Below are 23575 nucleotides of genomic sequence, written 5' to 3' on the forward strand. Positions count from 1 at the left end.
AAGAAGAGCGATCCCGTGCCGGCCGTCACTCGTAACCCTAGCTGGCTGTAGCCACCACATTGGCCCGCGCCTTATGCAGTTTTTTGTAGCTGTCGATCAGGCGGTGGTGCCTATCGAGCCCCTCCAGTTTCATGGTCGTTGGCGTCAACCCGAAGAAGCGCACGCTACCGTCCACTGACCCCATTACCGCGTCCATCCGAGCGTCGCCAAACATCCGACGGAAGTTGACCGCGTAGTCGTCCAGGTCCAGGTCGTCATCGAGCATCACCTCCAGCACCACATTCAAGGCCTGGTAGAACAATCCACGCTCGACCGTGTTGTCGTTGTACTGCAGGAAGGCGCCCACCAGCTCTTGCGCCTCCTCGAATTGCTGCAAGGCGAGATGAATCAGCAGCTTCAACTCGAGAACTGTTAGCTGCCCCCAGTCCGTATTTTCGTCAAATTGGATGCCGATCAACGTGGCAATATCGGAGTACTCATCCAGCTCACTGTTATCCAACCGCTCAAGCAGAGCTGCCAGGCTGGCATCGTCCAGGCAATGCAAGTTCAAAATATCGGCACGGAACAACAGCGCCTTGTTTGTGTTATCCCAGATCAAATCCTCTACCGGGTAGACTTCCGAATAGCCGGGCACCAGAATCCGGCAGGCCACGGCGCCCAACTGCTCATACACCGCCATGTATACCTCTTTGCCCATGTCTTCGAGAATGCCGAACAACGTGGCGGCTTCCTCGGCATTGGAGTTTTCACCCTGGCCAGAAAAATCCCACTCAACAAAGTCGAAATCCGCCTTGGCGCTGAAAAAGCGCCACGACACCACACCGCTGGAATCGATGAAGTGCTCGACAAAGTTATTTGATTCAGTCACGGCATTACTGACGAAGGTGGGCTGAGGCAAATCGTTCAGGCCTTCAAAACTGCGCCCCTGCAGCAATTCCGTCAGGCTCCGTTCCAGCGCCACCTCGAAGCTCGGGTGCGCGCCGAACGAGGCAAAGACACCACCTGTCCTCGGGTTCATCAAGGTGACGCACATCACCGGATAGGTCCCACCCAGCGACGCGTCCTTTACCAGCACCGGAAAACCCTGCTCTTCCAACCCCTGAATCCCGGCCAGAATGCCAGGGTATTTCGCCAGCACTGCGTGCGGCACATCCGGCAATGCGATTTCACCTTCCAGAATTTCGCGCTTTACCGCCCGCTCGAAAATTTCGGACAGGCATTGGACCTGCGCTTCGGCCAGCGTATTGCCGGCACTCATGCCATTGCTGACGAACAGGTTTTCGATCAGGTTGGACGGGAAATACACCACTTCGCCGTCCGACTGCCGCGCATACGGCAGCGAACAGATACCGCGCTGTACATTGCCGGAGTTGGTGTCGTACAGATGCGAGCCACGCAATTCGCCATCGGGGTTGTAAATTTCCAGGCAGTGCGCATCCAGGATTTCAGCCGGCAGCGCGTCCTTCCGGCCAGGCTTGAACCAGCGCTCGTTCGGGTAATGAACAAACGCCGCATCGGCGAGGTCTTCACCCCAAAACGTACCGGCATAGAAATGGTTGCAATTCAGGCGTTCGATAAACTCGCCCAACGCCGACGCCAGCGCGCTTTCCTTGGTCGATCCCTTGCCATTGGTAAAGCACATCGGCGAGTGCGCATCGCGGATATGCAGCGACCACACATTGGGAACGATATTGCGCCATGAAGCAATTTCGATCTTCATGCCCAGATCCGCCAAGACGCCCGACATATTGGCGATGGTTTGCTCCAGCGGCAGATCCTTGCCCGCGATATAGGTGCTGGCGTCAGAAACCGGCTTCAACGTCAGCAACGACTGAGCATCGGCATCCAGGTTCTCTACTTCCTCGATTACAAACTCGGGGCCGGCCTGCACTACTTTCTTTACCGTGCAACGCTCGATGGAGCGCAAGATACCCTGCCGATCCTTTTCCGAGATATCCGGCGGCAGCTCAACCTGAATCTTGAAAATCTGCTGGTAACGGTTTTCCGGATCAACAATATTATTTTGCGACAGGCGGATATTTTCGGTGGGAATATCGCGGGTTACGCAGTACAACTTCACGAAGTAAGCGGCACACAAGGCCGACGAGGCCAGAAAATAATCGAAGGGCCCAGGCGCCGAGCCATCGCCCTTATACCGGACAGGCTGGTCGGCCACTACCGTGAAGTCATCGAACTTGGCTTCAAGACGCAGCTTATCGAGGAAGTTGACTTTAATTTCCATGGGAGAATTCTGAAAATGGTGCTCAAAATGATGTGGCCACGACTACCCGATGCCACGCTGGTGCCGTGCAATGCATCGATGCTTTCCACAAACGCTGCCGCATACGGATAACTTGACAGGCGAACGCCATGGCGCAGGACATGGCTGGAACCGGCGAGCTTCCATGCGCCCTGGCAATATCCAGGCAATATTCACGGCAACGCCAGGTGCGGTTGTACGAAACTGAATCGCCACGCGCCCCCCACATTATTCAGAATGCGGGAACTACCAGGCGATAATCCGAAATATAAAGCCCTGTAAAAACAGGGCTTTAATAGTCAATCAACTGGCGCATAATGTTTCCCAACGGGAATCCTACCCCCCACTCCATCATCAACAGGCCGCCACAAACCCGCGTGGTTAAAGGGATTGGCCATGATCGACCTGGAGCCTTACCGTCAAGCGCGCGGAGCATTTTCTCGCGCGGGAGATGGAGCGATTCGCGGGACGACGACGCTGGCGACCCCATGGCCAATCGGGTCCAAGGATACAGAAAAAGGCCCTTCCGCGAAAGGACGCCGCAGTAAATATGCTTGTTACGACGCTTTTTGCCATGAACTGCGATCGCCGCCCGTACATTTCATGTTGCGACTGCCTGATTGCGCCATTGCCACTTCGCCACGAAGCAGAGAAAGTTCGATCAGCCGGTCCGCCGGTTGGGGCCGTGCCAGCAGAAAGCCTTGCACCTGGTGGCAGCCGACCTCCCGCAGGAACGCAAGCTGCTCCTCGGTTTCCACGCCTTCCATAACGACGTCGATACCAAGCGCATGCCCCATTGCAACGATCGCGCGAATGATCGCACCATCCGGGTTGCGCGAGTCGCTGGTGGCAAGGAACGATCGGTCGATCTTCAGTGTGTCGACCGGTAAATCCTTTAAATATGCGAGAGATGAGTAGCCAGTGCCGAAATCGTCGATCGCGAGGCTGATCCCCCGTGCCGCAAGCTCCCGAAGCAGAATGCCAATCTCCTCGCGCGTATTCATCGCCATGCTTTCCAGGAGTTCGAGTTGCAGCCGATGTGGCGGCAATGCAGTCTCGCTGAGAATGGTGGTCAGATCGGTCAGAAATCCGTCGGTAAAACACTGCCTGGCCGACACGTTCACCGCGATGCGACCGAATTCGAAGCCTGCATCCAACCAGCAGCGTGCTTGCCGGCAGGCCTCACGCAGGACCCACTGGCCGATTGGAACGATCAGTGCCGATTGCTCTGCCAGCCCAATAAAGACGCCAGGCGGCACTAGCCCCTTGCGTGGGTGGCGCCAACGCAACAACGCCTCGACGCCCACAATGTTGCCGTTCGACAGGTCATATTGTGGCTGATAGAAGAGACAGAACTCGTCCTGTTCGAGAGCGCGATGCAGTTCCCCGAGCGTTTCGAGCTGCGCCATCGCCGATGACGTCATCTTGCTTTCGAAGAACTGAAAAACATTCCTGCCCCTGCTCTTGGCCCCGTACATTGCCTGATCGGCCAGCACCATCAGTTGCTCGGCCTGCGCTCCGTCGTCCGGATAGATACTGATGCCAATGCTCGGCGTCACGAAGATCTCGCGGCCGCCGAGATCTATCGCCTGGCCCACAGCATCCAGCAGCCCTTGCGCAACCTGGCCGACGTCGCGGACGTCGACGAATTCCTCGAGCACTAGCGCGAATTCGTCTCCGCCCATCCGCGCGACGGTGTCACTGGCTCGCAAGCCTGTGACAAGCCGCGAGGCAACCACCTTCAGTACTTCGTCACCTGCGTTGTGCCCAAGCGTGTCGTTGACGAGCTTGAATCTGTCGAGATCTAGATACAACACGGCAACTTTGCCACCCCGCCGCTTGCCGTGGACGATCGCGCGCTCCAGCCGCTCTTCGAATAACGCCCGGTTCGCCAGACCGGTCAGAACGTCGTGTGTCGCAAGGTAGCCAAGCCGCTCTTCGGCCTGGCGCCGCTGGGTGATATCAGAGAATATCCCCGCGTAATGCGATATGTTTCCGTCGTTGTCGCGAATGCTCGTAATCGTGAGGTATTCGACGAACAGCTCGCCGCTTTTCCGCCGGTTCCAGATTTCGCCTTGCCAGTGCCCATCGGTCGTGAGCGAATGCCAGAGCGCCCGGTAGAACTCCGGCCTCTGACGGCCCGAACTCAGCAGGCTCGGGTCGCGCCCGATCACCTCTTCCTCCGTAAAGCCGGTCAGGCGCGTGAATGCCTGATTCACGCGCTCGATCTTGGCATACTTGTCGGTCACCATGATGCCTTCCAGAGCAGACTCGAACACGCGATCCGCCATGCGCAAGTTGAAGCGCGCCTGGCCGAGTGCTTCGTCACGTTCGCGCAGCGCGCTCTGCAATTCATTCACGTATTCGTACTCAATGTTCTGCAGGATATCCGCAAAGCAAAGCAACCCGGTCAAACGGCCCTCGCCGTCGCGCACGCCGACATGGCGCATATGCTGCTGCAGCATGTACCGCTGGGCGGCATACAGGCTCTGCGTCGCGGACAGCGTCTGCAGCGGCCGGCTTGCATGGTGGCCGACGCAGCCCCCAAGTCCGCCCTCCCCAATCAACCGGACGACGTCGCGCTCGGTCAGGATGCCATGCTCACCATCGGCATATTCGACGACGACCGCATCGATTTTCTCCGCGCGCATCCGTACGACGACGTCGTGAAGTGCCATATGGTCAGGCACCGTGACGGGAGAATGGATACGAATCGATTCGATCGACTTCAGGCGCAGGTAAAATTCGGCCCCTTGGTTCAGGACGATGTCAGTCTGGCTCAAAACGCCAATACTCAGGCCGTCCTTGACGACCACGAAATGGCGAACGCCAGACTGCTTGAAGCTGACCGCCGCCTCACCCAGTGACGTATTCGCTCCCAGAGTGAACACTGGGCTGCTCATCACATCCCCAATTGGACGGTCTAGAGAGTGAGCATCTTCCCCGGCAGATAGCGCGTCGTGCTCGGTCCAGATGCCGACGGCCTCGGTACCATTCATCACGACGATTGAGCTGCAGCGCTCAGCAAAAATGCGCCTGGCGGCCTCCCGCACCGTCGTGGTGCTCGTGCAAGAAAGCATCGGACGCGCGATGAGGCGTGCAATGGGGATATCGTAAGTGTTGGGATACATTGTCAAACCAATACCTGTGAACCATCGTGGGCGGACATCTATCCGGCCACCGGCGCAGTCGCGCAGGACGCAAACCGATGCGAGCCACCTCCGGCGAAACGCGCAAGCGCGTCCGCGCCACTTCGCCGCCATCGCCTGTATTCCATTGACCTTGCGAACAGGAAGTCTTGCTCGAGTTCACATCCCTTCCCGGCGACGACGAGAAGTGCCTCGGCCGCGCTGCTTCGAGTCGCCCGCCCCGCCAGGCTCGCTTCGCCAACGATGCGGCGGTACATCCGAGGATCCTGTATTGCGCTGACTTACCTGTGGCAACAAATGGAACGAGGTAGCCACTTCCGGTTAACGACAGGCTTGTCAAAAGATTGAGGCAAGATCCAAAGCAGCATGCCGAGGCCGAATGCAACGGCGCCCCAAGGCATGGCTTGGCGGCGGAATTGGGCAGGAAGCGGGGCGTTCTGCGACAAATCGGAATTCCGGTTGAGGTTTGCACGGGGTCGGCAAAATTGCGGTGTATTCACTTCGCCTGACTCAACTCGTCTATATCCACGCTCTGCCGGCAAACAGCTTGAACGTTTTTAAACCATGTGTTCGCCTACCCGAATCAATTGCGTACCGGCACGATGCTGAACCGGGAGACACCCTGGGTTGCAGCCATCTCGGCCGCAAGTCCCGCCGCGCGCCTTGTCCGGTGCGACCAGGCTGATTCGCCACACGGCCTGGTTGTCGGCAAACGTGATGGTCAGGCTGACGTGCAGCACGCGATAGCCGCGGGATTTCGCCCTGTCGATCAGCAGATCGAGGTCAGGTGCTTCTCCGGGCTGGAAAGTCAGCGACACATCCAGCGTCATGCGCCCCGGAAGCCTGGACTCCAGCCGGTGCAACAGGGACATCGAACCCACGCATAGCACGGCGAGCAGCAACGCGGCGGCATAGAAACCAACGCCGAGCAACACGCCGATGGCCGAGGCGGCCCAGATGGATGCCGCAGTGATGAGGCCGCGGATGCTCATGCCGTCCTTCATGATGACCCCGGCGCCAAGGAAGCCGTCGCCGGTGATTACGCCCTGGATGGTATGGGTCGGGTCTGCCTGGATGTGCGCCGTGGCGCCCCCGTACCAGAGCGACGCATGACCGACGAACACCATCCAGGCGCGCCTGGGCTTCATGAAGATCGGTGATCTTGCCCTGGCCGATGTCGAAGCGCGCCTTCGCGCGGTCGCGTTGCTGTCGCAACGCCGCCTTCTCGGCCTGCACCACGCGGAGCGTCTCCTCGCCCAACACCACGCCGAAGTATGCCTCGGCCACCCGCAAAGCCAGGTCCTGGCGGGACTGATCAAACTGCGTTTGCGCCAGGCTCGGAGAGCCGCGAGGTCACGGCGCAATCTGCGCTCGAACAGCGACGCACGCGATTGCTGGAAACCGTCGGCATGCCGCGATGGCGGCCGAAAGGGTACGGCTGACGGAATTGCCTCCCAGGATGCTGGAATCAATGTGAAGAAGCTTCGTGGTCACTCGGGGATCTCCAATAGTAGGCGCTGCCCATCGCGGAGTTGATCAGTCCGAATTCAATGGGCGCGATTGCGTGATGGCTCGCGACCAACATCCGCATCATTCGCGTCCGCCACAAGGAGGCACACCGATGTTACCTGCGACCATTCAACGGGAGTCCGACGATGCGACTGGCACGGTCGTCGAGCACAGGGGCCGCTTGCCCGGCATGCTGGAAAGACGTAACGGGATAGATTTGCCCAGCGACTGCCAGGGATCGGGGGCCGTCCTCGCGCGCATCGGCGATAAGTGGAGCGTCCTCATCCTCGTACTCCTTGCTGACGGACCTATGCGGTTCAATGAACTGAAGCGGAAGATCGCAGGCATCTCGCAGCGCATGCTGACGCGGACGTTGCGGGGACTGGAACGAGACGGACTGGTTACGCGGACCGTATATGGCACGATTCCACCGCGCGTTGACTACGCGTTGACCTGCCTCGGCCACTCGCTAAGGACACTTGTGGAAGCACTCGGGCTATGGGCCATCGCGCATCTCCCAGCCATTGAACAGGCGAGACAGGCGTTCGACCTCCGCGGAAAAAAAGAACTCGGCGCGTGACAAGATCCAGCAAAGGGCCGGCTCATGGCCGCCGATGTCCCAAATGGGGAACAGCCGTTCATCGTTTGCTGGCGCGTGGCCAAATGCGGCGCCAGGGTGACCCAACCCGCCTCAACAGGTCCCTTGATACCCGTCGAGGGCAAGTTCGCATGCCATGGCATGCGTCGCGCGGGCGGCTTCCGCAATGGCTTCGTCATTCAGTGGGAAAAGAGCACAGGGACTGTCATGCCTTCCAGCAACGTCCGTGTCGTCCCGCCCAGAACTACCTCGCGAAGCCTGTTGTGTCCATATGTGCCGGCCACGACGAGATCAGCCTCCAGATTCGACGCCTCCGACAGCAGGCGCTCGCCGGCATCGCCGGATGCTGCCACAGGAAGGTTGCGCAATGCGGCACTCACGCCATGTGCCGCCAACCAGGTTGCCGCATACTGGGCAAGCGCACTCCATGGGTCGCCGACCTTGCCAGCCAGCGTGCATGTCGTGATGGTCACCGCTCTGGCTTTGCGCAGTAGCGGCAGCGCATCGCGGATGGCCCGCGCGGCCTCCCGCCCGCCGTCCCAGGCGACCAGGATGCGGCAGGCCACCGTCTCAAACCACCCCACGCTCGGTATCGTCAGGACTGGCCGGCCGCTGGCAAGCACAATGGATTCGGCGAAGTTCTCGGCCACGAAGGCGGCCGGATTCGCCGGGTCGTCCTGTCCGACCACGATGAGGTCCGCCAGCCGCGCCTCCCGCTGCCCGATGCGCAGCGGAGGTTCGTCGAAGGCATTCCATTCGGTAGTGATGGGCAGTTCTTCTGTCGCACCTTCGAAACCATGCCGCACGACCTCGCGATCCTGCTCGTATTGGGCTTGGAGGACCTCGAGATAGCGCGCGCCGTCGGCAAGGCGGTACGCCCACGTCGGCTCCGGGCGGCGACAGGCAAACATGCCAATCAGCTTGGCATTGTGCTGGACCGCCAGTCGTGCGGCGATATCGAGCCGGTGGTAGGACCGTCGGCTGGCGTCGAGTATGACCAGGATGGTAGCAAAGGACATAAAGATACTCCCGCTGGTTAGTGCGCTCTTGACCGACATTGAGAGCACTGTAGACATTCCCGCGTGCAGCGCAAGGACGGCTTGTCCACTCTTTGCTCCAGGTTAAGAATCGCCAGACGCCTCACAAGGCTCCGGTCTGAATGGCCGGGCAGCAGCAGCGTCCCCGGTGTTTGCGCTGCATCAACGCGCAGCTGGACACGGCAACTACGATAGGACCAGCTAGCCCAATGCATTGCCGACGCGGAGATCGCCATGCCTGCCAGAACACTCATCTTCCATCATGACGCACGCCGCATGATGCTGATCGGCGTGGAGCAATTGGCCCACGCGGTCAAGGTGACGCTGGGTCCGGGCGGCCGCAACGTGATCGTGGAGCGCCCCGGCATGGCGCCGCTGGTCGCCAATTCCGGCGTGGTCGTGGCAAAGTCTGTGACGCTGGCCAATCCGTTCGCCGAAATGGGTGCCCGCCTGATCTGCGAGGCTGCGGTGCGCACCAGTGAGATCGCCGGCGATGGCACCACAACCGCGACCACGCTGGCCCACGCGATCGTGGCCGAAGGTGTGAAGTATGTCGAAGCCGGTCACGACCCCATGCAGCTCAAACGCGGCATCGAGGCCGCCGGCAAGCTGGTCGCCAGCGCCTTGCTGGAAAGCGCCCGGCCCTGCGGCAGTACCGACGAGATGCGCCAGATCGCCACGATCTCGGCCAGCGGCGACCAGACCGTCGGCATGCTGGTGGCCCAGGCTGTCGAGCGGGTCGGCAAGGATGGTGCCATCAGCGTGGAGGATGGCTCGAAGCTGGACGACGCACTGGATATCGCCGACGGCGCGCTGATCGATCGCGGCTATCTCTCACCCCTGTTCGCGACCAACGAGAGCCGTGCCGTCGTGCTGGAATCACCATTGGTACTGCTGTGCGACGCGAACATTGCTGCCATCGCGCAACTGCTGCCCGTCCTGGAGGCCGTGAGCGGCACCGGCCGGCCCTTGCTGGTCATCGCCAATGACGTGGAGGGGGAAGCCCTGGCCACGCTCGTGGTCAACAACCTGCGCGGCGCGCTGAAGAGCTGCGCGGTCAAGTCGCCGGGTTTCGGCGACTCGCGTACCGAGCAGTTGGGCGACCTGGCCGCGTTGACCGGCGCCACCGTTGTCTCTGCGCATGCTGGTATCTCGCTCGAGCACGTGACGCTCGAACAGCTTGGCGATGCCCGCCGCGTGGAGGTCAATAAGGACGCCACCACGCTGATTGCCTCTGGTGGCGAACGCCCGCGCGTGGCCGAACGTATTGCCGCCCTGCGTCTGCGCCTGGACGAGGCGCGCTCGGACTATGAGCGCGAGGCTCTGCAAAGGCGCTTGGCCCGATTGGCCGGCGGGGTAGCCGTGATCAAGGTGGGGGCGGCGACGGAGAGCGCACTGCACGAACGCAAGAGTCGCTTCCAGGATGCATTGCACGCCACCCGTGCCGCGGTGGACGAGGGAATCGTCGCCGGTGGCGGCGTGGCGCTGTTGCGCGCCCGCGCTGCCCTTGACGCCTGGCAGGCGCCGAACGCCGAGCAGGCCGCCGGCGGCCACATCGTCCACGCGGCACTGGCCGCGCCGATGCGGCAGATCGCCGCCAACGCAGGCGCGGATGCTGACGCAGTCGTGCATCAGGTAAACGCCAGCGCCGGCACGCTCGGCTACGACGCTGGCACCGAGCGCTTTGGCGACATGATGGAGTTGGGCGTGATCGACCTCGTCAAGGTAGTGCGCACGGCCCTGCAGAATGCTGTGTCGGTCGCCTCGCTGCTGCTGACGACAGACTGCATGATCTCGGTGCAACGCAGCCCCGCCCGCCAGGACGACCTCAGCATGCGTCCGGGGTCATCGATGTTCGGCGAAGACTACTGAGCAACTCCGCCCGCGCAAGTGCGTGCCAGGTGCAGGCGGCGACGTCACACGGCGACGTCACATTAAGCGGCCACCTCGGTGCCCTTATCTTCCTGCCAGACAGGCTACCACTTCCGCATCCTTGACCTGCGAGAAGTCGCGGTAGAAATCGCCAACTGCCCGGAAACGGTCCGGCGACTCCAGGCACACGACCTCGTCGGCATAGGGCTGCAACAGCGCCAGCGTTTGCGGTGGCGCCACCGGTACCGCGCAGATGATCCGCGCGGGCTTTTGCTCGCGGATAGCGTGCAGGGCGGCGATCATTGAAGCTCCGGTCGCCAGACCGTCGTCCACGACGATAACCTGCCGACCGGTGGCGCAGAGCGGATCCCGGCCCGGGGTGTACGCGGCGCGGCGCTGCCGTAGCAAATCGAGCTGGGCGGCCCGCTCACGGTCGATGTACGCACTGTCGGCGCCCGCCACGGTGGCATAGGGCGTGAGGTAAGTCCAGCCGGTCTCGTCCACCGCTCCGATGGCAAACTCCGGATTGCCAGGCGCGCCGAGCTTGCGAACGAGGACGACGTCAAGATCCGCGCTCAGCGCATCGGCGATGATGGCGCCCATGGGTACCGCGCCGCGCGGCACTGCCAGCACCAGCGGCCGCTTTCCGGCATGGCCAGCGAGCGCACGCGCCAGTTGTGCGGCGGCATCGGCCCTGTCAATGAATGGCATGGTTGCTCTCCTGTGGTTGGCCGTATGGCCGCTTAGGCCGGATAGCCCACGCTTTGGGCCAGGATTACGCGCTGGTCGGGCGCCAGCCGCATTGCCGCAGCCAATGTGCGGCGATCCAGCAAGCCGCGCGCTACCGTGGCAAGGCCCGATGCGGCGCAGAAGAGATAGACGTTCTGGCTGATATACCCCGTGTCCAGCGCTGTATAGAACTGGCGCACTGATTTGTCGGTCTCGTCGAGCATGGACAGCCGGCTAACATAGACGAGGTTCAACGGCGCTTCCGCAACATAGTCCTGCAGGCCGGTGGCCGCGCGCAGGTCTTCGCCGCTGACCAACCGAAGGCGCCAGTCTGCCGCTTCAAGCACATACAAGCCATCCCGCAGCGCAAGGTACAAGTCGATTTCCTGCCAGTTACGGGCCGAGGGCGCTGTGCGCAGGCCGGTTTCCGGGCGGTTGATGCCGAAAGCGGCCCACAGCAGGGAAGACAATAGCGAGTCGTCCAGGCTACGCGGGGCAAAGCGTCTGGTCGAGCAGCGCTGCCGCAGCGCTGTCAGCAATGACATGCCGCCCTCGGATTGCGGTACCAGCAGCTTCAAGTATTCCACGCCGGATTCGGATGAAGCGATGGGATGTGTCACGTCGAACTCCAGATGGTCGGGGTCGGCACGCCCTTGGGATTGCCGTAGGCTGCTAACTGGCCCTGCAACTTGGGATGGATCAAAGGAACGCCATTTGCCCTGTCAATCGTGGAGCAGTAGTCCATGGGACCTAAGGGGTAGGCGCTGGGCAACCCATCGGGGACTTGCGATTCTGGTGGAAACTGTGGGAAGCCGTTGCCTTGTCCCATACAGACCTGACTCCCCAGTTTTGCCTGCTCATCCGTTCTGGACAAACGAGCAACAGCCGCCAAGTCCAGCGGCGCCTGTAGCCCGAAGTCACGAAGCGCCGTGGCGGCACGCATCCTCTTTAGCAATCGGGCGCCATGCAGATGGCTTCAGCGCATAGAGACCGTCGGCGAGCGCCAGATACAGGTCGAATTCCTGCCGGCTGGATGCCGATGCAACCGTGCGCCTGTGGCCTGCCCCAAAGTGAACTGTACGTGCGACTATGGCGACCGACCTTACTTCGAATGCGCACCTTCCTTGTCTGGATCGCGAGTGTCCGTATGTGCCCCGTCGGTGTACGGGTCGAACTTGCCAGCCTTCGCCCCGTTGGTGTAGGGATCTGTCTTGCCAGTCCTCTGCCCGTTGGCGTGCGGATCGGGTCTGCCGGTCTTGGCTACGTTGGCGTTCGGATCATCCTTGCCCGCCTTGGCTTCATCGGTGTATGGATTTACCTTGCCGGTCTTGGTTCCGTCGGTGTACGGATCCGGATTCTTCTGGCCATACACAGAAGCCGCGGCGGCGGCAACAAGTAATGTCATTATGAATTTCCTGTACATCTCTTGCTCCTGTGGCGAATAAAGCGCTGATTGTCGTTCCAATCGCGGCGGAAGGACTTAATCTCACAACAACAGGCTTGCGAGTGGTGCCCGGTGAGCCCCTATCCGGTAGAGATAAACTACACGCGGCACGCTGCAAGGCTAAAAAATGCCAAGGGTGCACCTCCGGTGCTTTGCCGCACACGTATTCCGGCAGTCGTAACTCAGATCGACAGCGCCCTTCGGCTACCCTAAAAGGCCATGCCAGCGGTTTGGCCATTTCCCATCTAGGCGGCAGGATCGAATTGAGTCACTTGAAGTCAATAGTGAAACGCCGCTAACCTCCCCTTGTTGCCTGAAGCATAGTCAATTGTCCGGACACGACTTTGCCTTGAATCAAGGGGCCGCGAGTCTCGAGTGCGATGGCAGCTATGGCCACGGACCACTCGCGGCGTCATAACCCGCACCCTGTTCCTCGTCAACCTCGGCGTACTTTTCTCTGAAGTGCTGACTGTTGACTACGACAGTGAGCGGCAGGCCTCCAAAGGCCGCTTACTTGAACAAATTTCTGGGGGACATGTGCTTTCGTGTTCGCTCCCAGGACTTCTTCAGGCGTCGCAAATAGTCGCTAGACGCCAGGTGGAAGCTTGGAGGCCATCAGCTTCCTCCGGTCAATCTTGCGCCCATCGACAATGAACGTACCATCGCCAACGGCGTGAACCGTGCGCTTCTCCTTGCGCGCGGTATCAATTCGTGCGGCGACCGCCTGTAATACGACAACGTTGTGTTTCTTAACGATGTCGATGACTTTGCATTCTATGTTGGCGAGGCACTCCTTGATCAGGGGTGACTTCACATATTTGCCGCGTACAGGCGTGAGCTTAAACTTGGCAAACTTGTCTGTATCTGCCCCAGAGCACGTCCCTATACCGACCACTTTATCCAGCATGTCGACAGTGGGAATGGCGATGACGCACTCCTTATTTTTTCGCAACGCCGCAAAAGAGTGATTCCATGCACCCGTGGTAATGGCGAATAACGGAGTGAAGTCCATCACCATGGTCCACGAGATGGTCATGATGTTGTCTTTCTGTCCATCGTGAGTTGTGACGAGAACAACAGGCCCCGATTCCATCAGGGTAAAAACCTTGCTCAGTTTCAACGGACGCATCAGTGCACCTCGTGATGGCTTGGTAGCGTATGACGCAGTCATGCGACACGGAGTACAACGAGATTTTCCGTGAACTAAAGGCATTCGAAGCCGCGCATTCGGACATCGCTCTCAGCCAAACCAGCAACGCATCACGACGCTGACGAACCGGCATCCTGACTTTCGCAGCGGTCACGATAGCGTGAGGTGATCAATCACCCTGGTTACGCCCGGTGCCGACCAGGCCGCGCCCATTGCAGCCTCCCGCTCCTGCGGCGAATCGACCTTGCCTTTCAGTGTCACCACGCCCCCCAGCACCTCGACCTGGATATGTGCCGCCTCCCGATGGGCATGCCGCCGCAATGCGGCATCGATCCGCTTGGCCACGTCAGGCGGCGCGACGCGCGGCCTTATCGTGATCTGGTCGATCACGCCGGCCACGCCGCGCAGATGCTCGACGGAGCGCTCAGCCAGTTCACGCTGATAAGCCCAGTCCACCTCGCCAGCTAGCGACACCCAGCCTTTCTCCACGCGCACCTTGATGCCGGCGGCAGGCAAGCCCGCATGCCATTGCAGCGATGCCCTTGCCGCCTGGGCGATCGCTTCGTCGTCGTGCGCGCCGGGAATGCGCAAATCGAGCGCCACGACTACGGCCTTGACACCGGCTACGCGCTCGGCGGCGCGCTCGGCGGCCAGCTTTTCCACATAGGTGCGCAGATGGCCGCTCAAGGTCACTACGCCACCATTGACTTCGACGCCGACCGTGGCGGCGTCCACTGCGGGATCCCAGGCCAGTTCGTCGCTCACGTCCTGCTTGATCTGCATATCGGTCTTCATCTGCCTTCCCCTTGCTAGCATCTGCACCAGATCAGTCTGGCGCGACTGTGATTCCAGCTTAGAAGCGTGGCGCGCGTTGCCATTGACACATATCAAGGCCGCGCCTGCCGGCATGCCGCGCCAAGTCGTGGGCTACTACGCGGCACGACTCAGTACATTAGAAATCGCGCCCGGTCTTGCGCGAAGTCCGCGCCTTGCGTCGACACCGCCATTTCGACCGCCGCCAGCGATGCGTGCGCATCGATCAAGCGCCAGACGCGCTCGGAACCGAGCGACGCGCGGATTGCAGGGAGGTTGAATTGCCGCGGGTAAAGCGCATGCAGCGCGATAGCCAGCGCAAGACCCAGGCGCCCGGGTGGTGTGTTCCCTATCGCTGCCTTGATCGACACGCCATGGCAAAGCCGACCGCGATAGCGTCCTTCAGTCGGCACAAAGCTCGTTACTTCGAACCTCGCCTTGGTATCGAGCTTCTTGAGATAGTCAGCCAGGTCCCGCCCTGCAATCCATGGGGCGCCAACCAGCTCGAATGGCGTCGGCGTGCCGCGCCCCACACTGACATTCGCGCCTTCGATCATGCCGAGGTCGGGATATAGCTCAAGTTGTTCTGTATTGCGCAGATTTGGGGAGATCGGGACCCAGCCAAGTCCAGTGTCGGAAAAGCGCATGAGGCGGATGTAGCCTTGCATGGCGACGACCCGGAGATCCGCGCCGATATGCAGGCGCGCATTGAACATCCGGGCGAGCTCTCCTACGGTCATGCCATGCACCAACGGCAATGGAAAGTACCCGGTAAATGAGGACGGCTTGCCGGGGTCCTGCAGCGGGCCGCCGAACACATCGGCGCCCAGCGGGTTCGGCCGGTCCAGCACAAAGACAGGGATGCCGCGGGCAGCGGCGGCTTCGAGCGTGTAGCCGAGCGTCGTGATGTAGGTAAAGAAGCGCACACCGGCGTCCTGCACGTCGAACACCAGCGCATCCACGCCTTCCAGCGCCGCTGGCGCAAAGCGCTTGTTTCCGTCGTAAAGGCTATGCACGGGCACGCCGGTTGCCGGGTCGGACGAATCTCCCAGTGGGGCATCGATATCGCTGGCCAAGCCATGCTCGGGAGCAAACAGCGCCGCCAGCGTGACACCGGGCGCATGGGCCAGCGCATCCGCTGTTCGCACGCCCCTGCCATCGAATCCGCTGCGATTCGTGACCAGCCCCACGCGCAAGCCCGACAATGGTGCGAACGCTTGCGCCTCCAGTACATCGATGCCGCTGCGCACCGGCCCTGCGGCGGGCGGCAGCCGCATGGCCTGAGCCAAGGCAACCTCCGTGCCTGGCACGGCGTGGGTGATCGCTGCCATGGCGACCGAAGCGGCCTCGCTAGCCAGCAGGGCCAGCACTTGCTGACGCAGCGGTGCAGCGTCCCCCCTGTCGTATGGATGCAGCCGGCTGCTCAGGATGACAGCGAAGCGCTTGGTCACCAGGTCGATCCACACGCCGGTGCCGGTGTAGCCGGTCTGCTCGATCATTCCCAGCGCCGGTAGCCGGTCACGGTTGGCGACGAGCGGCGCGGCCAGTGCCCATCCCAAACCACGCCAGGCATTGGCGGCCAGCGGCGACGCCGGCGCTGCCAGCAGCGCCACGCTCTCGGGTTTCAGCACCGTGGCCGCGCCGCTGCGTCCATCGTTGAGGATCATTTGCGCGAACCGGGCCAGATCCTCGGCAGTGGAAAACAGTCCGGCATGGCCGGCCACGCCCCCCATGCGTGCAGCGATGGGGTCGTGAACACGCCCGCGAAGCATCTCCCCCCCTCTTGGCGCCGTAGGCGCGATCCTGCGCGCCGCCGCCGGGCCGGGAAGAAAGCCCGTGTCCTGCATGCGCAAGGGCGTAAAGATCTGTTCGCGGCACCACGCGTCCAAGGATTGCCCACTGACACGCCGGACCAGCTCGCCAAGCACGATGAAATTGATGTCGCTATAGATCACGCGCGACCCCGGCGGCGCAATTGGGGCCTGGCGCATTGCTTCCCGCACTATGTCGTTCACCCCGCCCGAGCGTCGGCCCGGCGGCAGGCCCGCAGGCAATCCAGAGGTATGCGATAACAGTTCGCGCACCGTGACGCGCTCCTTGCCGGCGACGCCGAACTCGGGTAAGTACTGCGCCACCGGGGCATCCAGGAGAATCGAACCGCGCTCGTTCAACTGCAGCACGGCGGTGGTGGTAGCGATGACTTTGGTGACCGATGCGAGATCGAACACGGTGTTGGCGAGCATCGCCTCGCTCGCCGGGAGGACGGCGCGCAGGCCGGCGGCGGTACGATAGTGGATATGCTCGGCGTCGCCCGCCAGCACCACGGCGCCGGGTACGTTGCCGGCCTCGATCTGGCCGGCGACGATGATGCGCAGTTGCTCACGCGTGCCTGCATCGGTACGCGCAAGGCTCGTCGCCTCAATGGGCGCCTCTGAGGCAGATGCCGCCGATGGCGGCTCGCATGCCAGGATCAGCATCGCGAGTACGGCGAGCAAGGTGTCGCGCGTGCTCATCTTGGCAATTGCGTGGAATCATACTGGTTGCGTGGATTCCAAAGCATCCACCCGTCCGTATCTGCGGAGTCCGCGGCTTGCGTTTGCGCCCGGATCTCATCGGCATCGAACTCGCGATGATCAAATGCATAGTCGCGGAATGCCTGGAGCCAGGGACGGAAGCGCACGCCCGGCAGCCCGGTCCGCCTCTTGGCCTCGGCCAGGGAGCGGGCCACTATCTCCCCGGGATGCTCCACGGGCTTGCTGCAGCCCGGCAGGCCCCAGGTGAAGCCGGACGGGTAGAGCATGGGCGAGATGTAGTCCAGCGCTGCACCCAGGGGTTCCAACTGCTGGCCGATTGCCGTGTCGTCGAGGTTCCAGCACACGTAGCCGAAGATGTCCGCCGAGATGTACACGTTGTAGCGGGCGAGCCGTGTGCGGGCCGCACGGAGAAAGCCAGTGATGGCAGCCACCCTTGCTTCTCGCGTGCTGGTCTGAGCAAAGCGAAGTCCGCCAGCGTCCGGAAAGCGCAGGTAGTCAAACTGGATTTCGTCGAAGCCCATGCGCGCGGCCTCCTCCGCAAGGTCCAGATTGTGCTCCCGGGCGTCTCCCGAAAACGGATCGATCCATCTGAGCCCCTCTCGGTCACGCCAGACATCGCCCCGGCCATCCCGCACAGCCCATTCCGGGTGCGCCGCGGCAAGCGGCTCGTCCTTGAAGACAACGATGCGTGCGATCAGGTACAAGTTGCGCCCGTGCAGCGCCGCCAGCAGAGCCGGGAAATCGTGCACCATGGGCGCAGGTGCCTCCACCCGCCCGCTCGCCCCGATGGCATCACGCGCCGCGCTGCGGTAAGGCGTCATCCCACGGTCCCCCTTGACATCGATCACGAGCGCGTTAATGGCGCTGGATTGCGGCAAGGCGAGCGCGGCATCGCGCAACGCCGAGCTCGAAATGCCGAATACCGAGAGGTAGACCGCCTTGGGCCGCAACGGCGTGAGCGCCACCCGCAGTGGGTTGCCGCCTCTGGCCCCCGCGAGCGCACGGCCATAGCCAGCGGCTCGCGCCCCGATCGTGATAGCGCCCTGCACTGGCGCCCGGATCACAAAAGTCCCATCCGCACTGGTCAGGGAAGAGGCCGCGGATGTATCCAGTACGACCACGGTGGCCCCATGCACGGGGGCGCCAGAGCGAGCATCGACAACAGTGCCGGTGAGCGCGTCCGCGGCAACGGCCTGCCACGCCGCCAGCGCAAGCACGAACCACAAGGCATGACGTGTGCGCGTGCTCATTGCGAGACCTTGGATTGCGATTGCGGTTGGGAATGGGGACCATGCCTAGTTGCGCCCTCGGCGCCCCGATTGCGCGGGCCGGACGATGCGTGCTGCGTGGCGATATCGTCCAGCAGCCGGCCAAGGCACCGCTCGTCGCAGGCGTCGACCATCAAGAACCGGGGCAGCGCGAGCAGCGGCGAATCCCTTGTAACCGGGCGGCCATCGAGCGAAAAGGCCGCCTCGACGCCTTCGCTCGCGGCAATCTCCATGAGCTCCCGATCGTAGATGCCGAACGGCCATGCTAACCGCGTTACGGACCCGCCAAGCTCCTGCTCCAGACGTTCGCGCGCGCGCCGCAACTGGTCATGTGCCAATGCACGAAACGCCGCCGGCGCCAGGCGCCTGCGTTCGGTGTTGAAGTTCGGATGCCAGAAGCTGTGCGATTGCACCGAGAACAAGCCAGTTTTCTTGAGCGCGCGCAGCTGGTCCCAAGTCAGCGCGTAGGATGCGTTCGAAATGGCCGAGGGATAGATAAACAAGGTGACAGGGATTTGCTCACGCTGGACTATTGGCATCATCACGTCGAACACCGACCGATGGCCATCATCCGCCGTAATCGCAACGGCATTCGCGGGAAGAAAATCGGGACCGCCTTCGACCCAACGTACGACATCGTCCAGGGCAACGATGTGGTAGCCCTGCGCGGCAAGCATGCGCAGATGGGCTTCGAACGTCGTCGTTCGCACTGTCATGCCATCCGCGGCAACAGGGCCGAAGCGATGATAGACAAGGATGGGCACCCGTCGCTGCGCGCCAGCCGATTGCGCGCCAGCCGATAGCGGGCTAGCCGATAGCGAAAAGCATAGCAGCACCAAGCAGAGCATTTGATACAGTGCAGGCCCATACCGTCGGCCCTTCCGATGCATGGCCTCTCCCGTTGCCTGCCTCCTGCCGGCTCCGGGTTCGGATCCAGCCTGTTTGACAAGCGCGGGACCAAGGCCGCGCTGCACGCGCAGTAGCGATATCCCGGGCATGCCTACACGACTGCGACCTGCCCATCGGCAAGCAATTGCGAGAACCAGCTCCCTGTCAGCACAGCCAGTTCTTCTATCGCGGCGGGTTCCTCGAATATCCTGCCCTCGCCTGCAACCAGCCGCAGCTGCCGGGGACAGCGAAGCCTGCCGAACACAAGGTCGTTTCTCCGAATGCCCTCCGGATCGCCGGCGCCCACCACGAGAAGCGTAGGCATGGTCACGCTGCCCACGGCGTCCGCATCGGCCAAGTCCACGCGTCCCGCGGCAAGTACCAGCGCGCGCAGATCCGTCCCTTGCTCCGCCGCCACGCTCAATGCAGCCGCCGCAGCGGTGCCGGTGCCAAAGCAGCCAAGCAGGACCGCCGGCAAACGCAGCCGCGAGTGCACGAAGCCGGGCACCGCCTGCATTACCATCCGCAGCCTGCCGGCCAGCATGGCAATGTCCCGGCGCTTTTCCGTGCGCATCGCCTCCCTTGGCCCGATCAGGTCCACCAGCAGCGTGGCCAGCCCCCTGGCGCGCAGCTTCCTCGCCACATACTGGTTGCGCACGGCATGGTCATCGATGCCATTGGCATGTACCATCAGCACCAATCCTATAGGACTGACGGGGGCGTCGAGCACGCCATGCAGCCTGATGCCGTCGCACAAGATGCCAACCGGCACGGCGGTCGCAAGGGTCTTCCTTGCGCTGGCCTCGGCATTGCGCGGTTCGATATCGCGCCAGAGCAATGCGCGGACTTTTCCGTCCTCCACCTCCGGAAAGCACTGGTAGGCATGGCGGATATCGTGATCCGGCCCGTCGGCGTTCAGGCATACCACCTCGTCGACGCTGGCACGGACCGCCGCCAGCCCTTGGGGCGCGCCCACGGGGACTGCGCAAACCAGCCAGGCTGGCTGCCGCCTGCGTACCGCGTGGATCGCCGCCATCATGGTGGCGCCAGTGCAGAGTCCGTCGTCCACCAGGATCACGATGCGGCCATGCGGGTCAAGCCGCGCACGCTGCGACGTGTAGATCGCGCATTGCTGCTTCAGCAGATCAAGCTTTGCCAGCCGCTCCTGGGCAAAATGCGTGGGAGCGGGCTGCCCGACCGCCGGGTTCTTCACGCGGTAGGTCCAGCCATTCTCGGTCACGGCGCCAACCGCGGCGACGCCATCGTCCGGGCCGATCAGCTTGCTGACCAGTACCACATCGAGTTGCCCCTCCAGCGCATCGGCGAGGCCGCGCCCGATGGGTACGCCGCCCTTCGGAATGGCGAGAATCAAGGGATGCTGGCCCCGATACTTGGAGAGCGCCTCGGCTAGCTGCGCCGCGGCCTCTTCCCGGCTCGCGAAACGGGCAAGTGGCGGACTCATCGATTTGCCTCCCATCCTTCGGGCAGCGGCTGCGCGCTGCGAGTTAGTTCCGGCTTGCACCCAGATTAAGCCGTTGGCATAGCCAGTTCTTGTGCCATGTCAAATATTGGGCCACGACCCCATCGATAGCGCCTCAATCGATCGAAAACCGACCGATCAGCCATCCGCGCAGGGCATAGGTCAGGCAGCAATAGCCAAGGATGATCGGCGGCAGGAATAGCCAGAGCATGCCGGGCGGAGGCAGCAGGCCCAGCGGCTGTGCGAGCGGCGAGTAAGGCAGCCAGATGCCAATCAGGCAAATCGCCAATGTGGTGGCAATCAGCGCGGTGCTGCCACGGCTTTGCACAAAGGGAACGTGTCTTGTGCGAATCACATGAACGATCAAGGTCTGCGACAGCAGCGACTCCAGGAACCAGCCGGTCTGGAACAGGTGCTGCTGAGCCGGCGTGCTAGCGCCCAGTATCCAGTAGAGCGTCGCAAAGGTGACGTAGTCGAACAACGAGCTGATCGGGCCGATGCACAGGATATAGCGGCCGAGCTTGCCGATCTCCCATCGGCGCGGGCGGCTGACGGCATCGTCGTCCACGTTGTCGGTAGGCAGCGCCGTCTGCGAAAAATCGTAGAGCAGGTTATTGGTCAGCACCTGGATCGGCGCCATCGGCAGGAACGGCAGCCAGGCACTCGCGCCGAGTACGCTGAACATATTTCCGAAGTTGGAACTCGCACCCATGCGCAGGTACTTGAGCAGGTTGGCAAAGACCTTACGGCCTTCGATCACGCCGTCGTGCAGGACCAGCAGACTCTTTTCCAGCAGGATGATGCTGGCGGACTCCTTGGCGATATCCGCGCCGCTGTCCACCGAGATGCCCACGTCGGCCGCGTTTAGCGCGGGCCCGTCGTTGATGCCATCGCCGAGCACCCCCACCACCCGTCCGCGCCCGCGCAGGGCCTTGACGATGGCCGCCTTGTGCGCCGGTGCCAGCTTGGCGAAGAGTTGCGTGCGCTCGGCAAGCTCCCCCAGCGCTTGCGGCGTGAGTCCGTCGAGTTCCGCGCCGAGTACGGCCCGACCCACGTCAAGGCCGACTTCCCGGCATATCTTGCGCGCGATCACCGGGCTGTCGCCGGTCAATACCTTGACTTCGATGCCGCTGTCGCGCAGCGCGGCCAGCGCCGGTGCCGCGCTATCCTTGGGCGGGTCGATGAAGGCGATATAGCCAAGCAGGATCAGGGCGGACTCGTCCGCCACCGAGTAAGGTTGTGTATCCGGCGCCGGCGGCAAAGGCTTGTAGGCGATCGCGATCACCCTGAAGCCGTCTTCGTTGAGTGCATTGCACACCGACATCAGCGAATGGCGGTGCGAGTCGTCAAGCGCCATCGCCCGCCCGCCGAGCTCGGCGCTGGCGCATGCGGCATACACTTCCTCCACCGCTCCCTTGCAGACCAGGAGCCTGCCGTGGGGCCCGTCCACCACAACCGACATGCGACGGCGCTCGAAATCGAACGGCACTTCGTCGATCTTGCGGTAGCCACCCTCCAGCCGGAGCGTTTCGCCGACCTCGTCATGCAGGAGCACCGCCTTGTCCAGCAGGTTGTGCAAGCCGGACTGGTGGTAGCTGTTCAGGTAGGCGAATTCCAGCACGCGCGCGGTCTCCTGCCCCGCCAGGTCCACATGCTTCTTCAGGATGATGCGGTCCTGCGTCAAGGTGCCGGTCTTGTCGGTGCACAGGATATCCATGGCGCCCAGGTTCTGGATGGCGCTGAGGTGTTTCACGATCACCTTGCGGCGCGACATGGCAAGCGCGCCTTTTGCCAGGTTCACCGTTACCAGCATCGGCAGCATCTCGGGGGTCAGCCCCACGGCGACTGCCACCGCGAACAGCAGCGCCTCCAGCCAGTCGCCCTTGGTCAGCCCATTGATCAGGAACACCAGCGGCGCAAGGATCACGATCAGGCCGATCATCAGGCGCGCGAAGCGCTGCAGGCCTTGCTCGAACACGGTACCGGAGGTTTCCTCGGACAACGAGCGGGCGATGCCGCCAAACACGGCGCGCGGCCCGGTCAGCACCACCACCACGGTCGCGCTTCCACTGGCCACGGCCGTGCCCATCAGCACGATGTTCTCCAGCGTGCCGGGCTCGTCGCCGCTGGCGCTCTCCAGCGCGAACTTCTCCACGGGCAGCGATTCGCCGGTCAGCGCTGACTGGTTAACGAACAGATCTTTCGAAGCCAGCAGCCGGGCATCCGCGGGAACAAGGTCACCCGCCGCCAGATGAACGATGTCGCCCGGCACCAGTGCGCCGATTGGCAGTTCGCTGGTGATGGGTAATGCCCCCGGCTGCGACCGGCGCTGCGTGGCGGCGGTGGTATGCACCATGGCGCGCAGCGCCGCTGCAGCACGTCCGGAGCGGCGCTCCTGCACGGTGGCCAGGCCAACGCTGAGCATCACCATCAGGGCGATCACCGCGGCCGCGTCGTAGTCTCGGATGGCTGAGGATACCGCTGCCAGGGTCAGCAGCATCACATTGAGCGGATTGAGCAAACGGCGCAGCAGGTCGAGCACCGCCGGGCGCGGACGCTCATGTTCCACCAGGTTGGGGCCGAGGTTTTGCAGGCGCAGGGTGGCCTCGGCGCCTGTCAGCCCCTCCAGGCTGGTATCCAGCTGCTGGAGCAGGGTCGCTTGCGGCAAGCCGGCGGCCCGTAGCAACGCGTCCGGTATGCCGCCAGACGAGGCCGGCTTCTGCCTGCCAGTCGGCGCAGTACCTGCCGCGCCTTGCCCCGATGCGACAGGCCGGTGCCGTAGCCGGCCCACCATCCCGCCCAGGTACTGGATCGCCCGGCCAATCATGAACGCGCCCTTGCCTG

The 23575-nt window shown here is 62.6% G+C and carries 16 protein-coding genes and 2 pseudogenes; 2 read left to right on the forward strand and 16 right to left on the reverse strand.

Annotated features, from left to right (window positions below; translation table 11 throughout):
* Window positions 1-37: 37 nt before the first annotated feature.
* The 5 genes and pseudogenes from AC1RWI_RS03955 to AC1RWI_RS03975 all read right to left on the reverse strand — a co-directional run.
* Entirely contained in the window at window positions 38-2242 is a 2205-nt protein-coding gene (locus AC1RWI_RS03955; RefSeq protein ID WP_492864694.1) for an OsmC domain/YcaO domain-containing protein, read from the reverse strand.
* Window positions 2243-2817: 575 nt separating this feature from the next.
* Window positions 2818-5391 (reverse strand): EAL domain-containing protein, encoded by a 2574-nt coding sequence (locus AC1RWI_RS03960; protein ID WP_492864696.1) that lies wholly within the window; start codon window positions 5389-5391, stop codon window positions 2818-2820.
* Window positions 5392-5966: 575 nt separating this feature from the next.
* A complete protein-coding gene (locus AC1RWI_RS03965) occupies window positions 5967-6536 on the reverse strand; it encodes an MgtC/SapB family protein (RefSeq protein WP_492864698.1) in 570 nt (189 codons plus the stop codon).
* A gap of 37 nt (window positions 6537-6573) precedes the next feature.
* Window positions 6574-6696: pseudogene (locus AC1RWI_RS03970) on the reverse strand (hypothetical protein); the annotation flags it as partial.
* A gap of 114 nt (window positions 6697-6810) precedes the next feature.
* A pseudogene (locus AC1RWI_RS03975) lies at window positions 6811-6903 on the reverse strand (FMN-dependent NADH-azoreductase); the annotation flags it as partial.
* Window positions 6904-7108: 205 nt separating this feature from the next.
* On the opposite strand from AC1RWI_RS03975, the gene AC1RWI_RS03980 reads away from it, so the two are divergent.
* Complete coding sequence (locus tag AC1RWI_RS03980) at window positions 7109-7498, forward strand: winged helix-turn-helix transcriptional regulator (protein ID WP_492864814.1); 390 nt, start codon at window positions 7109-7111, stop codon at window positions 7496-7498.
* 197 nt (window positions 7499-7695) lie between these two features.
* Here AC1RWI_RS03980 and AC1RWI_RS03985 read toward each other — a convergent pair whose 3' ends face one another.
* Window positions 7696-8535 (reverse strand): universal stress protein, encoded by an 840-nt coding sequence (locus AC1RWI_RS03985; RefSeq protein WP_492864700.1) that lies wholly within the window; start codon window positions 8533-8535, stop codon window positions 7696-7698.
* A gap of 252 nt (window positions 8536-8787) precedes the next feature.
* Between AC1RWI_RS03985 and groL the strand changes: the two genes are divergently transcribed.
* Window positions 8788-10425: a chaperonin GroEL gene (groL, locus tag AC1RWI_RS03990; RefSeq protein ID WP_492864702.1), complete on the forward strand. Its 1638-nt coding sequence runs from the start codon at window positions 8788-8790 to the stop codon at window positions 10423-10425.
* An 84-nt stretch (window positions 10426-10509) separates the two neighbouring features.
* On the opposite strand, the gene AC1RWI_RS03995 is transcribed toward groL, so the two are convergent.
* The 10 genes from AC1RWI_RS03995 to mgtA form a co-directional block, all read right to left on the reverse strand.
* Complete coding sequence (locus tag AC1RWI_RS03995) at window positions 10510-11136, reverse strand: phosphoribosyltransferase (RefSeq protein WP_043346845.1); 627 nt, start codon at window positions 11134-11136, stop codon at window positions 10510-10512.
* A 32-nt stretch (window positions 11137-11168) separates the two neighbouring features.
* Window positions 11169-11774 carry a nitroreductase family protein gene (locus AC1RWI_RS04000; RefSeq protein WP_492864704.1) on the reverse strand — a complete coding sequence of 202 codons (606 nt, stop codon included), beginning with the start codon at window positions 11772-11774 and terminating at the stop codon, window positions 11169-11171.
* A gap of 482 nt (window positions 11775-12256) precedes the next feature.
* Window positions 12257-12577, reverse strand: a complete 321-nt coding sequence (locus tag AC1RWI_RS04005; protein ID WP_043346848.1) for a hypothetical protein — start codon at window positions 12575-12577, stop codon at window positions 12257-12259.
* Between the two features lie 607 nt (window positions 12578-13184).
* A complete protein-coding gene (locus AC1RWI_RS04010; protein ID WP_043346850.1) occupies window positions 13185-13727 on the reverse strand; it encodes a flavin reductase family protein in 543 nt (180 codons plus the stop codon).
* Between the two features lie 171 nt (window positions 13728-13898).
* Window positions 13899-14543 (reverse strand): BON domain-containing protein, encoded by a 645-nt coding sequence (locus AC1RWI_RS04015; RefSeq protein WP_492864707.1) that lies wholly within the window; start codon window positions 14541-14543, stop codon window positions 13899-13901.
* A 149-nt stretch (window positions 14544-14692) separates the two neighbouring features.
* Complete coding sequence (locus AC1RWI_RS04020; protein ID WP_492864709.1) at window positions 14693-17074, reverse strand: exo-beta-N-acetylmuramidase NamZ domain-containing protein; 2382 nt, start codon at window positions 17072-17074, stop codon at window positions 14693-14695.
* Window positions 17071-18345 carry a putative glycoside hydrolase gene (locus AC1RWI_RS04025; protein WP_492864711.1) on the reverse strand — a complete coding sequence of 425 codons (1275 nt, stop codon included), beginning with the start codon at window positions 18343-18345 and terminating at the stop codon, window positions 17071-17073. Before AC1RWI_RS04025 ends, AC1RWI_RS04020 begins: the two co-directional genes overlap by 4 nt.
* A complete protein-coding gene (locus AC1RWI_RS04030) occupies window positions 18342-19127 on the reverse strand; it encodes a polysaccharide deacetylase family protein (RefSeq protein ID WP_236701904.1) in 786 nt (261 codons plus the stop codon). Before AC1RWI_RS04030 ends, AC1RWI_RS04025 begins: the two co-directional genes overlap by 4 nt.
* A gap of 236 nt (window positions 19128-19363) precedes the next feature.
* Window positions 19364-20713, reverse strand: coding sequence for a phosphoribosyltransferase family protein (locus AC1RWI_RS04035; protein WP_492864714.1), 1350 nt, complete (start codon window positions 20711-20713; stop codon window positions 19364-19366).
* Window positions 20714-20846: 133 nt separating this feature from the next.
* Entirely contained in the window at window positions 20847-23558 is a 2712-nt protein-coding gene (mgtA, locus tag AC1RWI_RS04040) for a magnesium-translocating P-type ATPase (RefSeq protein WP_492864716.1), read from the reverse strand.
* Between the last annotated feature and the right edge of the window lie 17 nt (window positions 23559-23575).

The organism is Cupriavidus sp. MPR-AND1C (assembly GCF_058809705.1).

Excerpts from the sequence above, each read along its gene's own strand:
- AC1RWI_RS03955 (WP_492864694.1), bottom strand. The coding sequence starts at position 2,242 with ATGGAAATTAAAGTCAACTTCCTCGATAAGCTGCGTCTTGAAGCCAAG.
- AC1RWI_RS03960 (WP_492864696.1), bottom strand. The coding sequence starts at position 5,391 with ATGTATCCCAACACTTACGATATCCCCATTGCACGCCTCATCGCGCGT.
- AC1RWI_RS03965 (WP_492864698.1), bottom strand. The coding sequence starts at position 6,536 with ATGGTGTTCGTCGGTCATGCGTCGCTCTGGTACGGGGGCGCCACGGCG.
- AC1RWI_RS03980 (WP_492864814.1), top strand. The coding sequence starts at position 7,109 with ATGCTGGAAAGACGTAACGGGATAGATTTGCCCAGCGACTGCCAGGGA.
- AC1RWI_RS03985 (WP_492864700.1), bottom strand. The coding sequence starts at position 8,535 with ATGTCCTTTGCTACCATCCTGGTCATACTCGACGCCAGCCGACGGTCC.
- groL (WP_492864702.1), top strand. The coding sequence starts at position 8,788 with ATGCCTGCCAGAACACTCATCTTCCATCATGACGCACGCCGCATGATG.
- AC1RWI_RS03995 (WP_043346845.1), bottom strand. The coding sequence starts at position 11,136 with ATGCCATTCATTGACAGGGCCGATGCCGCCGCACAACTGGCGCGTGCG.
- AC1RWI_RS04005 (WP_043346848.1), bottom strand. The coding sequence starts at position 12,577 with ATGTACAGGAAATTCATAATGACATTACTTGTTGCCGCCGCCGCGGCT.
- AC1RWI_RS04010 (WP_043346850.1), bottom strand. The coding sequence starts at position 13,727 with ATGCGTCCGTTGAAACTGAGCAAGGTTTTTACCCTGATGGAATCGGGG.
- AC1RWI_RS04015 (WP_492864707.1), bottom strand. The coding sequence starts at position 14,543 with ATGAAGACCGATATGCAGATCAAGCAGGACGTGAGCGACGAACTGGCC.
- AC1RWI_RS04020 (WP_492864709.1), bottom strand. The coding sequence starts at position 17,074 with ATGAGCACGCGCGACACCTTGCTCGCCGTACTCGCGATGCTGATCCTG.
- AC1RWI_RS04025 (WP_492864711.1), bottom strand. The coding sequence starts at position 18,345 with ATGAGCACGCGCACACGTCATGCCTTGTGGTTCGTGCTTGCGCTGGCG.
- AC1RWI_RS04035 (WP_492864714.1), bottom strand. The coding sequence starts at position 20,713 with ATGAGTCCGCCACTTGCCCGTTTCGCGAGCCGGGAAGAGGCCGCGGCG.
- mgtA (WP_492864716.1), bottom strand. The coding sequence starts at position 23,558 with ATGATTGGCCGGGCGATCCAGTACCTGGGCGGGATGGTGGGCCGGCTA.